This is a genomic window from Vulcanisaeta moutnovskia 768-28 (assembly GCF_000190315.1).
Classification (GTDB): domain Archaea; phylum Thermoproteota; class Thermoprotei; order Thermoproteales; family Thermocladiaceae; genus Vulcanisaeta; species Vulcanisaeta moutnovskia.
Window position 1 is genome coordinate 2,186,468 of record NC_015151.1, and the last position, 14,718, is coordinate 2,201,185.

The window sequence follows — 14,718 nt, forward strand, 5'->3', positions numbered from 1 at the left end:
TTGAGATTATTTCCTGGAGAGCATTAATAGTCCGGTGATCGTTAAGGCCACGCCGACAGCCATCATAATCACCATGCCCAAGCCCATGGGGCTTATAAAACCAACGATCATCGGCGCCCAACCACCAATCAACAAGCCCCAGTTATAGGAGACGCCCAATCCACTCGCCCTGTATTGAACGTCGAATTTATCGATTAGTACATATGGTACGAGTCCCATTGCGAAGTTCTCGATAAACGCTAATATCACCAGGTTTGTAAAGCTTGGATATATCATTAAGGTGATTGGTGCGTAAGCAAGCGATATAATTAATGTGCCTATTATGAGCCACCTATAATTAATTGCCAGGGCCAACGGACCAGCGAGGAGCACCGCTATGACCGCTGCTATTGTTGAAATAAGCATTACACTGGGTATTATGCTAGCCTCACCAATTACCTTTAGGAAGTCTGAGTATATTAGGTATGTGGAGTAGTAAATAGTCAATAACCCACCCGTAAACAATACGCCAAGCCCAAGCCAAGCACCACTATACCTAAACAATAGCGTTAATGGGTTTGCCTTCGGCTTCGACCATAGTGGCGACTCTATTAACCTGCTCCTTATTATGAAGGCTAGTACTGCCACTATGGCTCCAGTGCCCATGTAAATCCTCCACCCATAGGCATTGAATGAGATTGGACCCATGTATGTTAGGAATAATACGTTAACAATAGTGGCTATGACAACACCTATTGGGTAACCACTCTGCACAAATGCCGAGGTTACCTCTTTCCTCCACCTACTCCACTCCATAATCATTGCAGTTCCTGGACCCCACTCACCGCCCAGGAATATTCCCTGGAGAAACCTGAAAGTTAGTAATGCTAATGGCGCTAATGCACCAATTGTGGCGTAGATTGGCAGTAGGGCTATAATGAGAGCTGATAGACTATAACCAAGCACTGTTGTTAGTAAACCAATCCTCCTACCAAACCTATCACCTACGTAACCCATCGCCACAGAACCCAGGGGCCTACCAACAAGTGTAGCCACAAGCGTTGATAAACCACCAAGTAATGAGAATGGACCTGGGAAGAATAACTCACCAAGTAATGGCATTATTGGCGTAACGAGAAGCGCATCATAACCATCCATTATCCAACCCAAGTATGCGCTAAACATTGCCCTAGCCCTCATTTTCTCTAGAATGTTTGTAGGATCCACGAAATACTCGTATTATTACCAACCCTATTAAGTTATACCCTGGATTAAATCGATAGTGGTGGGTATATTCGTGCAATGATCATTGAGACTATGAATATTATGAGAATCAACAATCTCACACTGAATGGTCCAGCCCATAAATTCCTAAGTTCCCTCCACCTACTCCTAACAACGGCCTCATCACCGCTGAGTAATGGACCTGCCAACCTCAATGTGCGTGGAATAAGCAGCAGAGCCACTAGGGATGTGTAGGGTAGGTAGTGCAGTATTGCCGAGACTATGATTGCCAGGTACATTAGTACTATCGATGTGTAGACGACATACTTCGTATTCTTAACACCCACAAGTAATACCAGGGTTATTTTACCAACAGCCTTACATGCATCAATCTCCAGCGCGCCCGAGCCGAGGAGTATCAACAATGTAAATAGCCCATTCGGTATGCCAACAATCAACGGTACCGGATTCATGTAAATACCCGTCTGGACAATATATGAACCCCAGACAACGAGCGGACCCATTGCCGTCGCGGCGAGTATTTCGCCGTAGCCCCTATAGTGGAATTTCAGCGGTGGTATGCTATAGCCAATCCCAATTATTAGGCCGGCAATTGCCAGTATTAATACGGGCCAACCAACAAGAATTACCAGGTAAATACCTGCCGCAAAGGCTATTGCGAGAAATACGTAACCAACAGTAATGACGTCCTTAGGTCTCAACTTAAGGTCTATTATTGGGTGCGGCCTATGCGAGAAGCCACTAGTCCTATACAGTATGTCTACACCGCTTAAGTAGTCGTAGTAGTCATGGACAAGGTTAACACCTGCCTGGGCCAGTAGAAGAGCTATTAGGGTTATTACGTAGATTACCAGGTTGAATTTATTGTTTAGGTACCAAGCCAATGCAGTTCCTAGAGTCACGGATGAGAAGGCGCTCGTAAGCGTCGTTGGACTGAATGAAATTAACCAAGTCCTAATGCTCATTGATCATGAGCATCACTAGGGCATTTTAAGAATTTCCGTAGGAGGAAACCGTTATTTGTCTAGTAATTACTGAGGTTTTGTGGCAATTAAGGATCTTAGGTCCTTCATTAAGGTGTTGGAGGATAGAAATGAATTAATCAGGATCAGTGAATTGCTCAGTGTTGATCTTGAGGTCGCCGCATTACTTAGGGAACTCATGTATAGGGGTGGGCCCGCCGTAATCATTGAGAGGACCAGAGAGAACACACTACCAATAATTGGTAACCTCTTCGGTAAGTGGGACAGGGTAATGCTTGCCATGGAGGGTAATGATCCGGAGATTGCCGTCTCGAAGCTAGTAGATTTATTAAATTTGAGGATCCCCCAGGGCCTTATTGATTCCCTAAAATCACTTAATGAATTGAGGAAGTTCTCCCAATACTTCCCGAGGAATATTAGTGACGGACCAGTTAGGGAGCTGGAGTGGAAATCCATTGATTTGACGAGGATACCAGCCATTAGGCAGTGGGTTCATGAACCCGGCAGATTCATTACCTTCGGAATAACGTTCATTAAGTACGGTAATTACAGGAACTTCGGTTACTATAGGTTGCAGGTGATTGGTAGGGATAGGTTCGTGATGCATTGGCAGCCCTGGCGTAGGAGCGCCATGTATGGGGAGCTCAGTGAGAAGCCTGAGGTTGCAATTATCTTTGGTCCTGACCCCATAACCATGCTAATGGCCGGCGTCTCAATACCACATCCACTGGATAAGTTGTTGGTTACTGGGGTACTTAGGGGTGATGGCGTTGAACTTGTTAAGGGCTCCACAGTCGATGTTGAGTACCCGGCAAATGCTGAGTTGGTTATTGAGGGTGAGTTGACCGGTGAGTACGTTAGGGAAGGGCCATTTGGTGACCACGTCGGCGTTTATTCAATAGCTAAGGAGTACCCTGTGGTTAGGGTTAAGGCCATTTACTCAAGGAGAGAACCTATGATACCAGTCACAGTAACTGGTAAGCCTGTGCTTGAGGATGGGAATATAATAAGGTTTGGGACTAAGGTAGTAAAGTCGCCGCTTAAGTTATTACTGCCAGAGCTTGTAGACCTGGAAATACCTCCAGAGGGTTTAGGGTTTGTAATCATAGCATCCATTAAGAAGAGGTATCCAGGGCATGCCAGAAGGATAATGACAGCACTATGGGGCCTAGTACCCGTCCTGAGTAAGGTAGTAATAATCGTGGATCATGACATAGACGTCAGGGATTGGGGCCAGGTAATGTATGCAGTGGCTGCCCACGTTAATCCATCCAGAGATATACTCATAATCGATAACTACCCGGTGGAGGAGCTTGACCCATCAACACCAATACCAAACCTGGGCAGTAAGGTTGGTATTGACGCAACTAGGAAGCTTCCCGAGGAATATGGCGGTAAGGAGTATCCGATGGACGTTACAATACCAAGCGATGTTGCAGATAGGGTTAGGAGGATCATGGACTCTATAATGGGTAAGTCAGAAAATTGACGAGAATGCATATTTATGGTTTAACTCGCTAATTAGGGCAATGAGAGCATGTATAGTTGGCCTGGGTAGGATGGGTAGGGGAATGGCAATTAACCTCGTTAACAAAGGCAACGTGGTCTACGGCTACGACGTCAATAAATCCATATACTCTACATTGAGCAGTGCTGGTGTAAAGACCGTAGATAGCTTAAGTCAATGCAGCGATACAGATTATGTATTACTTGCGCTACCCACAGGTAGGGAGTCATCCCAGGTAATCAATGAATTAAACACCAATACTGTCATTATTGACACTACGACCATGAACTTAACTGAAATCGGTCAAGTGCTTTCCGTGGTACGCAATAAGAAATTGAAATATATAACCGCAAGGCTTGAAGGAGGACCAAAACATGCCGAGAGCGGGTCCCTCGTGCTATTCATTGGCGGTGATGAACAGTTATATAGGCAGAATGAGGAGTTCCTAAGGCAGTTAGGTACGCCAATCTACATAGGCACACATGAACAGGCCACATTACTCAAACTCATCAGTACATCAATAATAATAGCCAACACTATGATACTCGCTGAACTGGCACCATTAATAAAGGACCTCGGACTAGACACAAACACCCTAATCAAGGCACTGAGCATGAGCGGGGCAGACTCAGCACAACTAAGGACTAGACTACCCTGGATACTAAACGGCAACTACCCAGAATCCTTCTCAATAGACCTGGCTAAGTATGTGATTGACGAGACAATAAAATACGCCTCAAATAGAAATGAAACTCTACCAATACTAACAACCATAGATAAGATACTGAGCATAGCCCAGGGAATAGGCTATGGAAAGAAGGACTTCTCAGAAGCGGCACAAATACTCAAATAACACAATAACATTTAAAATAGAAACTCGCAACATTAATTTAATATCAACCTTGACAACTATAAACACCCAAGTAATAATTAGTCTCGTTTATTATAATACCCATTGGATAAAGCGTCTGCGAACCCTGACCGTTAGAGACCTGCTGCGTACCTAAGAATGTAACGTAGAATGGTCCGGTATATGCTATGGTCACAGAAGCTTGGAACGCGAACTGATTGCTATTAAACAAATTAGTAGGTATAAACATACCTATGATTGTGAGAGCCGAACCAGCAGTAATCGAAAGCCATGCGGGCGCCCCTACAAGGAAAATACCAGCCACCAAAGAGCCAGCTAAGTAAGCCCACCCAATGGGATTTGGCGAATAAGTATTCGTTATGGAGGTCAAGGTATAAGTTATCTGGTTGGAGTCGGCTTGTGCCGCCGATGGTGCATTACTGCATTGCTTATTCGTTGGGTATGAGTATCCGTCCAATAGGCTTATTGGTAATTGACCGTAATCATAATAACTGTAAAGTATTGCTGTGAACATCCCCGTGATGGGGCCATTACCAGTGTCGAGGCCTGGGTATATAAAGAGATCATTGCCCGAGATCTCGCTTGGGGAAATTGATAGTGGTAATGTACCATTAGCCCACTCATACATTGGCTGCCCGAGCTGATACTCCTCATAGGAAACGTAGGAAATATTACCGTATAGACCAAGATATACAAATCCCTGACCAGGGACTGTGTACGTCAAGACCGTCCCCGACAACGTTGAGCTTGTTGATGAACCATACTTAACATAAATATCGTATACGTTCCCTTCGTTATTTACATACCCTCCAACGAAGGATCCATAATAAACATACATATTATAATTATTGTTAAATGTTATTGTTGGGCCAACAAGGTATACACTGTATAGTTGTGGTGATAAGAGATCCGTTGCATTAACAACGCCGTAAAGTCCAGAGCCCTTCTGGGCGGTACCAGCGAAGTCGCCGATACTTATGTACGATATGCTATTTTGTATTGCATCTTGACTCCAGCCAATAAACATTATTGGTATTGGCCCCTCAAGCTCATCGCATTGCACAGGCACCCAATATGCCAAGGCCGCATCAGTAGGTATTTGATTAGCTACGTTATTAACCTCACTATTACCTAGGCAACTACCAACGTATAAGTAACCGAAATAGCTCTGCCCACCGCCACCGGTGATCACTGTGGGCTCTATTCCAGAACCACTATTCGTAACATTACTGCCTGCATGCATTATTGGTCTCAGTATTGCTGGTTTAACCTTATCAAGGTGCGTCGTGATTGAGATATAGATTGGTCTCCTTGAGGTTATCCAGGATGGGTCGTAGGGTATTGCCGTGATTACTGTCCATGATTTATTACCCACGGTATAAGTCACGAAGGCTATGAGCGAGGGCCATAATAAATCGCCATACCTACCGAGCCACTTATTGGCTATGTGCATGACCAAGCTACCGGTGAGGTTTACCGTAACTACCCCATTACTACCGTAGTAATAACCAACAACGTAGATTTTACCTGGCGTGAAGGCGAAGAGACTCACGGTTATTGGTACCGGCGAGCCATCATACATGCCCCTAAACACTAATGTTGGTTCGCCAGTTGATAATTCGTAATAATCTATTTGGTAATCGGTTCTATTTATCACAATCATCGGCTTCGGGCTTACCTTCAATTGTTGTCCAGACACTATGAGCATAGTTAATAATACTGCAGCAATCGAGAACACTAGGACCATTATTAATAACAATCTAGGGTAGTGCATATACATCGGCCTTACTAACTCACAAGCTTTTTTTATTTCGGGTATTCTTAAAAAGTGGACCGAGTAGAATTGAAGGCCGCACAATAACGAATTAAAAAGGCTAAAATACAGAAGAAAAATGCGATGGATGGTGCCGGGGCCGGGATTTGAACCCGGGCCCCCTTGCGGGGACGGACTTTAAGGTTCCCTGCGGAATCTCCAGGCCCGCGCCTTGGACCTAGCTCGGCCACCCCGGCAGGTCAATAAGCCATTAACTGCGATTTAAAGCTTTTCTTATTCCTCATCGAGTAGTGTTGTTAATGTCATTTGTATTGTCTTTAGTTTTTCGTACTCATCCTCCATGCCGTATTTCAGAGCCTTGATCATGTATTTAACGGTCTTATTCCTTAGCCTTCTGATGTACTCATTACCCTTTGGATTTATTACGCCTTTCTTCACCTTATTGATTACATCCATTGATTCCTTTATCATCTCGTCGATCTCCATTTTCAACCCTATCTGAGCCGTGTCCGTATGCTCCTCAATCGTCTTTTTACTAATATTAACATTTAGGAATATGGGTTGCGGTATTACTCTTGGTTCAGGCTTAATTAGCTTGTACTTACCCATTATGTAACCCGCCACTAGGTACCTGAGTAGTTCTGAAACTCCATCAAGTCCCTCCTTCTCCGCAAGTTTTGTAAGGAGTTCCTTCACAGATTTATGTACCCTAACTGATACGACAGCTCCATCCTTCTCGGGCGCCCTAAACAAGTCCTCATACTTCACCGGTATATCATCTATTATGAAGACCTCACTCATTAACTGCTTGTAATTTGCGATTTAAATTTAGGGATGACTTATTTTGCGATGTAATATATGGCTTATTACCGCGTTTCTTAACTAATCAATTCTTAAATCCTCAGTAGGTTTATGTAATTAATAAGGATCTCATTATCCATTGTTTTCCTAATCGCGTCTATGGCATTATCCAGCATATCATTTAGTAGGTTTCTCGCCTTACTAATCGCATCCTCAATATTTCCATTATCCCTACTCATTATCCTCACAATATTAATCTCATCATAATTAACACCTGGGTTCTTACTATCCATGTTTAGGTAATCAATAACGTCATCCCTAACCTGAAACGCAATGCCCACAAACCTACCAATATCCCTAATCCTACTTATCACCTCATTATCCTTAACATTAACGGAGTATGCACCAACAATCATTGATGACTCAATAAGTGACGCAGTCTTATAATAAATTAACTTTAGGTAATCATCAATCGTCGTATTATCCCTACCACTAAGTTCAGACTCCAGGCTCTGACCAACGGCTAATTTAATGGATGAGTTTAGGAGCTCAAACACAATGTCATTATCACCACTCCTTATTGCAAATTCCACGGCCTTAGCAATTATTAAGTCACTGGCAAGCATTGCTGTGTGAGAACCGTAAATACTATACGGAGTCTCCACACCCCTCCTAATCCTCTGTTGGTCCATTATATCATCCTGAAGCAGTGACGCAGTATGTATTAATTCTACAGATGCAGCTGGTAAAATAGCCCTTTCAATACCAGTACCATTACCTAATGCATATGCCATAAGAAGAACTAATGTGGGTCTAATTAACTTACCCCTATTCCTAATGTAATGATAGGTGGCTTTCAGAAGTCTATCAGGCATCCAAAGACCAATGAACGACTCCTCAAGTACATGAATAACCTTAGTAAGTGCGAACTTAACATCCATTGGCAATAACTCCATGTACTTACCTGGGTTCAGTACGGCCATTTAATTCATTACCTCCTTAAACTTATGCCTTAATAAATACTACACGCACGCTAAGCAAAGCTGGAGATTAACCTAATCAATAAATTACCAATTAGGAACTTAACGAATGTGCTAACCCTCATTGATGATAATGTGGCCTCGTAAATTGAACTAGCCATAAGACCACTTGAAACCCTCAACGCGGTCTCCATGGCATTCCTACTCATTAGTAATGGGTCACCAGCCCTCCTAAACATAACCATTCTATTCATCAAGGGCCTAAGCAACCTATCCATAAGCGCTGGGTAATTGCTACCATGCATTAATGACTCACCAAGTAAGTGGGCAGTTATCATGGCTGGGTTAATGCCAGCGCCGTTTGTTGGTATTACCGAACCAACCGCATCACCGATTAAGTACGCATTATTAACGCCATACTTATTCAGTAGGCCGCCGATTGGTAGAGTCTTCATGAGCACGGATCTTTGGATACCCTCAAGGCCGTATCTATTGATAAAGAGCATATGGTAATTAAGTGGATTATCCCCTCTCCATGCAATGTTATTCCTAACACCAACGCCGATGTTATGCGTACCATCACCCCTCGGGAATACCCAGGCAAAGCCACCAGGCGCTATTCCTGGATCCATGATAATAACGGCCTCATTATCCACGTACTTACCCCTAGCCCTTGAACTAGTCGCTATTATTAAGTCCTCAGCACTGAAGCCATTAGTTATGCCGAGACTAAGATCGACAATTGATGGATATGCATCAGCACCGACTAGGGCCTTAGTGTTAATCACGTACTCGCCACCATCCTTATCATGAACAAGACACTCATAACCATCATCTTTCACCATGCACTTAATGGCAGTAACCCCAAAATGAACCTTGGCACCCCCATTAATAGCGTCCTCAAGGACGCCCCTAATTAACGCCGCCTTATCAATGACGTAAGTCCTAAAGGGCATTCTAGCGATATCACGGTCATTAATCACGAGCCTTAACCACTTAATCTCATTAACAATGAATTCCCTACGCAGTGTCTCCCTAAGTGTCGTTAACAATACCTCGTATAAATCCCTATTAATCCAGGGCTTAAGTAAGTCCTCACTGGGTAGTAATTCACCGCATATTATTGGTGCATAAATCACGGACTTCTTATCAATGAGCATTACATCACCGTTGAAGCCATTCTTGACTAGATAACGGGCTAGGTAGGAACCAGCGGGTCCACCGCCAATTATTAATACATCAGTCTTAACAACCACGCTAAATCAAGTAATTGGGGATTAATTACCTCTTCTGTAGAAATCCTTAAAAAATCCCCTATATCGGCAATGCCGTGCCTAGGGAAGTATTCCTTGTGGAGTTGTGGCGTAGGTATGCAGATGCCGCAGTTGAGATTAGGGTTAAGAGGTATTCTGATTATGTGAAGTTGAAGGCTAGGTTAAGGCATCAATTATACACGATTAGGGTTCCACCTGACGTGGCTGATCAATTGATTAGGGAGTATAAGTCGAAGAATAAGACCGTTAATGAGTACTGATTATTCGGCCCACCAATCATCATTTTATTCAGGGCTCCAGACCGTAATCATCAATTCATATCAACCAAACAAGGGCATTATCAACTAATAAACCTTATTAAGGGTTTAGGTTTCGTTGTTTCGATGTTAACTGAGGAATTAATAAATAAGGCCAGGGAAATAGTGATTAAGCTAAGGACTGCTGAGGAGTTGATAAGGAGCGGGAAATTGGATGATGGTGTTAAACTATTTAGGGAGGCTACGAAGGAGGCTAAGGAGACTAAGCTCTTCGATAATTACATAGCCATTATTAGGAAGGTCAGGAGACTAATCAATGAGACAAGGGCTAGGCAAGCGAGGAAGTCGGCTCAGGAGAAAAAGGCTTGAGAAAGGTAAGGCATAATTTTTAAATTAACCTGCAACCACATACTGCGGTTTGGTGATAGCATGGCAGTGACCTGCTCAAGGTGGGAGAGATTGATTGAGAAGGCCGAGAGGGAGGGTAATAAGGAGAAGGCGCTGGAGTTTAGAGAGAAGCTTGTGGAATGCGTTGTGTATATGGCTCAGGGGTTAATAGCCAGGGGTAGGTCGAGGGATTTAGACGAGGCGGAGGAGTTGCTTAAGTATGGCGATGAGGTCGGTAATAAATTGGGCATTAACGAACTCCTATTCCACGTAAACCTGCTCAGGAAGAAGATTGAAGAAAAGCGCGAGAGGAGGAGGCCGAAGGAGGCCGAAGCCAAGCAGTAATTATTTCAATAGGTCAATCAATGTATTAACCACGAATGTAGGCCTATACCTACTATTGACTAGGTCCTCGATCTTGGTCTCGCCTGTCAGGACAAGTATTGAGGTTACACCGTTCTCGTTGGCCATGGCTATGTCCGTGTATAGCCTATCACCTATTATCACGGCATCACTAGGCCTAACACTCAGCTTCCTCAGCATGTAATTAAGGAATAAGCTACTCGGCTTACCTGTCACAGCCATTGGATCCTTACCCGTGGCCGTCCTAATTAATGCCCATATCGAACCAGTATCCGGGATGTAACCCCTATCCGTAGGGCACAGTATGTCTGGGTTAACCACGATGTAAGGAGTGCCAGCCATTATGTGGCGTACAGCCCTAACTAGCTTACCATAGGTTAGTGTCTTATCGAAGGCAATAACCACAATCTCTGGTCTTTCTGGGTCGTGATGAATACCTGAACTTACGAGGTCATGAATGAACTCAGGCGTACCAAGTGCGTAAACCCTCCTTACGCCAGTATCGTATAAGTACTCTATGGCAGCTTCCGTTGATATGAAAACCTCATCATAAGAGAAAAACCTTCCCAATATTCGTCTTAGTCTCTTGATATGGTGCTCCTTACTGAAGGATGAGTTATTCGTCATTATCACGTATCGCTTGCCATGCTCATCAAGGAACCTTATGAATTCCCTGGCACCAGGTAATGGTCTTGAACCAATATAGAGTGTGCCATCACCATCAAGAACCACTAAATCCTTACCTAATAAAATCCTTAGTGCATTATTCATAGTATTAAATTAAGATGACCAGCATATACCAAGTATTAATATACTTTATCACCTGGTCATTAATTACCTAGATTACTTGAGGATAATACTTATTAAAAATGATCAGTTTCTGCAATTAATGCCCAATGGTGATCAGACTGGAATTAAGGTGGTAAAAACAGACTTACTCGCTAGGTTGGATCGCCTACCATTCTCGCCATTCCACCGGAAGGTTATCCTGGTATTAACAGCTGCGTATTTCCTAGATGGCCTCGAGAGCACCCTTTATGGCGGTGTATTAGCCATTGTTGCTAAGGTATTTAAAATAACGTCATTGGAGTCGACGTTGGGCCTTGTCCTGTTCCTAATAGGCGCGGCAGTTGGCGCTGAATTATTTGGTGTTTTGGCTGATGTCCTTGGCAGGAAGAGGTTATTCATGACTACGATATTGATTTACGGCTTATTTACGGCCTTATCAGCAGCCTCATTTAATTTTATAAGCCTTACAGTATTCCGATTCCTGACTGGCGTTGGCATTGGTGGTGAGTATGGTGCCGTGAATAGTGCGATTCAGGAATTCGTACCACCAAGGGAAAGAGGTAAGTGGTTGGGTTTCGTAATAGGCGCTGGTTGGGATGTTGGCACAGTCATAGCATCATTAACCTCCTACTTCGCAATATCCAGGTTACCAATAAACATTGGTTGGAGGATTGCCTTCCTAATCGGTGCAGTACTCGCAGTGTTTGTGTGGGCTATTAGGAGGTCAATACCTGAATCACCGAGGTGGTTACTATCGAAGGGTAAGTACAATGAGGCTGAGGGCATTGTTAAGCAGATTGAGGATCTCGTTAGGAATCAGCTAGGGATTAAGGAATTACCACCAGTTCAGCCTGTTGATGTTGTTATTGCTAGTCCAAGGGGTTGGACAGTGGCTAAGAAGGTATTCACACTATACCCAAGGAGAGCCATAAGCGCCGTCTTACTTAATTTCACAGAGACTTGGCCATACTATACAGCATTCACGTTAATACCCGTATTCCTATCCTCACTGGGTGTGTCATCAAAGGTAATACCACTATACCTAGTCCCAGTTACGGCATTTGGCGCAGTGGGTGCCTTTGTAATTCCGTACCTAGCCGATAAGGTTGGCAGGAGACCAATGGCCGTTGTATCCTACTCAGTTGGTGGATTGCTCGGTCTTCTAATGGCCTACCTGTTCTATATCAAGGCGATAGGGTTGGCAGGACTGATAGGGTTACTGGCCTTAACGTATTTCTTTGTGTATGCTGCTGCCGATATACTCTACGTAATGATACCCGAGGCATTCCCAACGCAGTTAAGGGCTGCGGCTGTCGGTACGGCTGTATCAATAGGTAGATTAGGTGGTATTATCGGAGCATTCGTCATGCCATACATACTAGTTACCTTTAAGCCACTACCATATGCAGCATTAATTGCATTTACGTTAATGGCTGCGATAATGATAATTGGCGCAATAGCCGGTGTATTAATTGGTGTTGAGGGGAAGGGAAGGAGCCTTGAGGAGTTATCGACATATAGGTAACTGAAATTCAGCAGTTCCCTCAAAATAACTAAAGATAAATATTCTTTATTTCACTTATCAAACTTATGTTGAATCAGTATGCCAATACTTAGTATTGAATTCACTGTGAGTAGGGAGGTAGATCCAAGGCGCCTTGATAGGGTTTGGCAGGTACTTAGTGACGTTGAGGCCATGCCTAGGTACTGGAGGGGTCATAGAGAGGTGGAAATAGTGAGTAGGGATGGTAATGCGTATCTCGTCAAAATCAAGTTCGCATTCTCAGGCCCAAATAACAGAGGCATTGCAAGGATTGAGATACATAATGCTGATAGGCTCGTGCTTATTAATTACCTGGAAGGACCAATAAGGGGTTATGTAAGGAACTACATAAATGGAAACTTACTAATTAGCCAATGGAGCATTAGGATAAGCCCACTCTTTCTAATAATAAAGCCCTGGATAAGGAAGCACTTTATGAATGGGGCAGGCAATGCGTTGGTGCGAATATTGAACGAGGAAACTTGATAAGGTAGGTGATTGATTATTCTGAGAATATATCATTCATGATTTTAATTAATATCAGGGACGATTAATAGGGCTTTGTGATAATGATTATTGATAAAGCACCTAATTTGCTCCTTATAAACCTTAATTAATAATGTATACACCAAGACATAATCAAGGACTAACTTAATAAATAATTTGTCAATAGGTGGATAGGTGGATAGGGGCTTCATTATTGCGTGGAGTGTAACCTTTCTACAGCTGGCTGTGAGGCTGGGTTGGGGAGTAGTTAGTGTGACTATGGCTGAGTTGTTGAGACTTAACCCGGTGCAGATAGGGCTTGTTCTGACCCTGTTCTATATTGGTTATATGACTTCTTCAATACCCTGGGGGGCACTCATTGATAGGTTTGGGCCGAGTAAAGCAATACTCGTTTCCGGAACCTTATCCAGTGCCGTGATTTTAATGTTATTCCTGGCAAACACCTTCACGCAAATCTTACTGCTTTACCTAATGGCTGGTTTCCTAACTGCTGGTTTATTTCCATCAGCGATGAAGATAGCAAGTTACTCAACTCAGGAGAAGGTGCACAGTAGGGTTGCGATGCTGGAGAGTGCGGCACCGATAGTCCTAATTGCATTGAGTGCTGCATCTCCATTAATAATTACCCACTGGAGAACCTTTTATCTGGCAATATTCCTTGCACTACTCACGGCATCTCTATCCTCAATAGGCCTCAAAGTAGTCAGTAGCAAATACGCCAGGCCTAAAAGCGTGTTAATGAATTTAAGAGTGGCGAAGGCTGTAGCGATAAGGGCAGGGGAATTATGGGGATCCTGGGGAACATCGAGTTGGCTCCTGCCATTCTTGGTCCTCTATGATGGGATCAAGGGAATACTACCCGTATTACTCTTCTTCATATACTCCCTGGGGCAGTTGATCTCCATATTCTTGGCATCAGTACTACCTAAGTCAATAGGTGAGAGGAAAGTTATTGAGATCTCACTAACGGCCTTTATAGTCTGTGACTTCTTAGCGGCAATCCTTCTCAAGGACACACTATTACTCTTCCCGATCTTTCTTGCACTTGGAATTAGCTCGTTTTTGTATAGACCACCAACTGATGTATTGATAATAAAGATTATGGGAAACGAATATGCAGGTACGTCAATGGGCTACGCAAATGCCGTATCCCAGTTGGGCTCTATGGTGGCTCCAATATTCGTAGGCTTCGCAATAAGCATAAGCCCAATACTTGGCGTTTTAAGCTTAGCACTAGGGCCCTTAATATCATTAATAATCCTCTACATGATTTAATATACAACATCAATAATGAATAATACCCTCGAGCCCCGTACCATCACTGAATTCTTCCATCTTATGAACCTAGCCTCATGGGATACAGTAAGAGATGAACCTTGACCATGAAAACGCATCATACTCTAACGTCAGTACTAGGGTGGCTTTAATGCACGTAGTATCTATTGATTCGAATACAAT

General features: G+C 43.5%; 15 protein-coding genes and 1 tRNA gene. 8 read left to right on the top strand and 8 right to left on the bottom strand.

What is annotated here, in order from left to right; all coding sequences use genetic code 11:
• Nucleotides 1-6: 6 nt before the first annotated feature.
• Nucleotides 7-1,206: an MFS transporter gene (locus VMUT_RS11545; RefSeq protein WP_237699664.1), complete on the bottom strand. Its 1,200-nt coding sequence runs from the start codon at nt 1,204-1,206 to the stop codon at nt 7-9.
• A gap of 44 nt (nt 1,207-1,250) precedes the next feature.
• Entirely contained in the window at nt 1,251-2,189 is a 939-nt protein-coding gene (locus VMUT_RS11550) for a prenyltransferase (RefSeq protein WP_013605593.1), read from the bottom strand.
• 79 nt (nt 2,190-2,268) lie between these two features.
• On the opposite strand from VMUT_RS11550, the gene VMUT_RS11555 reads away from it, so the two are divergent.
• Nucleotides 2,269-3,696, top strand: coding sequence for a UbiD family decarboxylase (locus tag VMUT_RS11555; RefSeq protein ID WP_013605594.1), 1,428 nt, complete (start codon nt 2,269-2,271; stop codon nt 3,694-3,696).
• A 40-nt stretch (nt 3,697-3,736) separates the two neighbouring features.
• A complete protein-coding gene (locus VMUT_RS11560) occupies nt 3,737-4,567 on the top strand; it encodes an NAD(P)-dependent oxidoreductase (protein ID WP_013605595.1) in 831 nt (276 codons plus the stop codon).
• A gap of 43 nt (nt 4,568-4,610) precedes the next feature.
• On the opposite strand, the gene VMUT_RS11565 is transcribed toward VMUT_RS11560, so the two are convergent.
• From VMUT_RS11565 to VMUT_RS11585, 5 genes are all read right to left on the bottom strand, one after another.
• A complete protein-coding gene (locus VMUT_RS11565) occupies nt 4,611-6,365 on the bottom strand; it encodes a hypothetical protein (RefSeq protein WP_048057066.1) in 1,755 nt (584 codons plus the stop codon).
• 122 nt (nt 6,366-6,487) lie between these two features.
• Nucleotides 6,488-6,595 (bottom strand) — tRNA-Ser (locus VMUT_RS11570).
• Nucleotides 6,596-6,632: 37 nt separating this feature from the next.
• Nucleotides 6,633-7,160: a ribbon-helix-helix protein, CopG family gene (locus tag VMUT_RS11575; protein ID WP_013605597.1), complete on the bottom strand. Its 528-nt coding sequence runs from the start codon at nt 7,158-7,160 to the stop codon at nt 6,633-6,635.
• A gap of 92 nt (nt 7,161-7,252) precedes the next feature.
• Nucleotides 7,253-8,143 (bottom strand): polyprenyl synthetase family protein, encoded by an 891-nt coding sequence (locus tag VMUT_RS11580; protein WP_013605598.1) that lies wholly within the window; start codon nt 8,141-8,143, stop codon nt 7,253-7,255.
• 50 nt (nt 8,144-8,193) lie between these two features.
• A complete protein-coding gene (locus VMUT_RS11585) occupies nt 8,194-9,396 on the bottom strand; it encodes an FAD-dependent monooxygenase (protein WP_013605599.1) in 1,203 nt (400 codons plus the stop codon).
• Between the two features lie 74 nt (nt 9,397-9,470).
• Between VMUT_RS11585 and VMUT_RS11590 the strand changes: the two genes are divergently transcribed.
• From VMUT_RS11590 to VMUT_RS11600, 3 genes are all read left to right on the top strand, one after another.
• The gene (locus VMUT_RS11590; RefSeq protein ID WP_013605600.1) at nt 9,471-9,674 is read left to right on the top strand and encodes a hypothetical protein; all 204 of its coding nucleotides are present in this window, start codon (nt 9,471-9,473) and stop codon (nt 9,672-9,674) included.
• Between the two features lie 123 nt (nt 9,675-9,797).
• On the top strand, nt 9,798-10,040 hold the full coding sequence (locus VMUT_RS11595) for a hypothetical protein (RefSeq protein ID WP_013605601.1): 243 nt from the start codon (nt 9,798-9,800) through the stop codon (nt 10,038-10,040).
• 60 nt (nt 10,041-10,100) lie between these two features.
• Complete coding sequence (locus VMUT_RS11600) at nt 10,101-10,403, top strand: hypothetical protein (RefSeq protein WP_013605602.1); 303 nt, start codon at nt 10,101-10,103, stop codon at nt 10,401-10,403.
• On the opposite strand, the gene VMUT_RS11605 is transcribed toward VMUT_RS11600, so the two are convergent.
• The gene (locus VMUT_RS11605; protein ID WP_013605603.1) at nt 10,404-11,192 is read right to left on the bottom strand and encodes an HAD-IIA family hydrolase; all 789 of its coding nucleotides are present in this window, start codon (nt 11,190-11,192) and stop codon (nt 10,404-10,406) included.
• 118 nt (nt 11,193-11,310) lie between these two features.
• Here VMUT_RS11605 and VMUT_RS11610 point away from each other — a divergent pair, with 118 nt between their 5' ends.
• The 3 genes from VMUT_RS11610 to VMUT_RS11620 all read left to right on the top strand — a co-directional run bounded on the left by VMUT_RS11610 (nt 11,311) and on the right by VMUT_RS11620 (nt 14,535).
• Entirely contained in the window at nt 11,311-12,735 is a 1,425-nt protein-coding gene (locus VMUT_RS11610) for an MFS transporter (protein ID WP_048057067.1), read from the top strand.
• Between the two features lie 78 nt (nt 12,736-12,813).
• Nucleotides 12,814-13,239 carry an SRPBCC family protein gene (locus tag VMUT_RS11615; RefSeq protein ID WP_013605605.1) on the top strand — a complete coding sequence of 142 codons (426 nt, stop codon included), beginning with the start codon at nt 12,814-12,816 and terminating at the stop codon, nt 13,237-13,239.
• A 195-nt stretch (nt 13,240-13,434) separates the two neighbouring features.
• A complete protein-coding gene (locus tag VMUT_RS11620; RefSeq protein WP_048057068.1) occupies nt 13,435-14,535 on the top strand; it encodes an MFS transporter in 1,101 nt (366 codons plus the stop codon).
• Nucleotides 14,536-14,718: the final 183 nt, after the last annotated feature.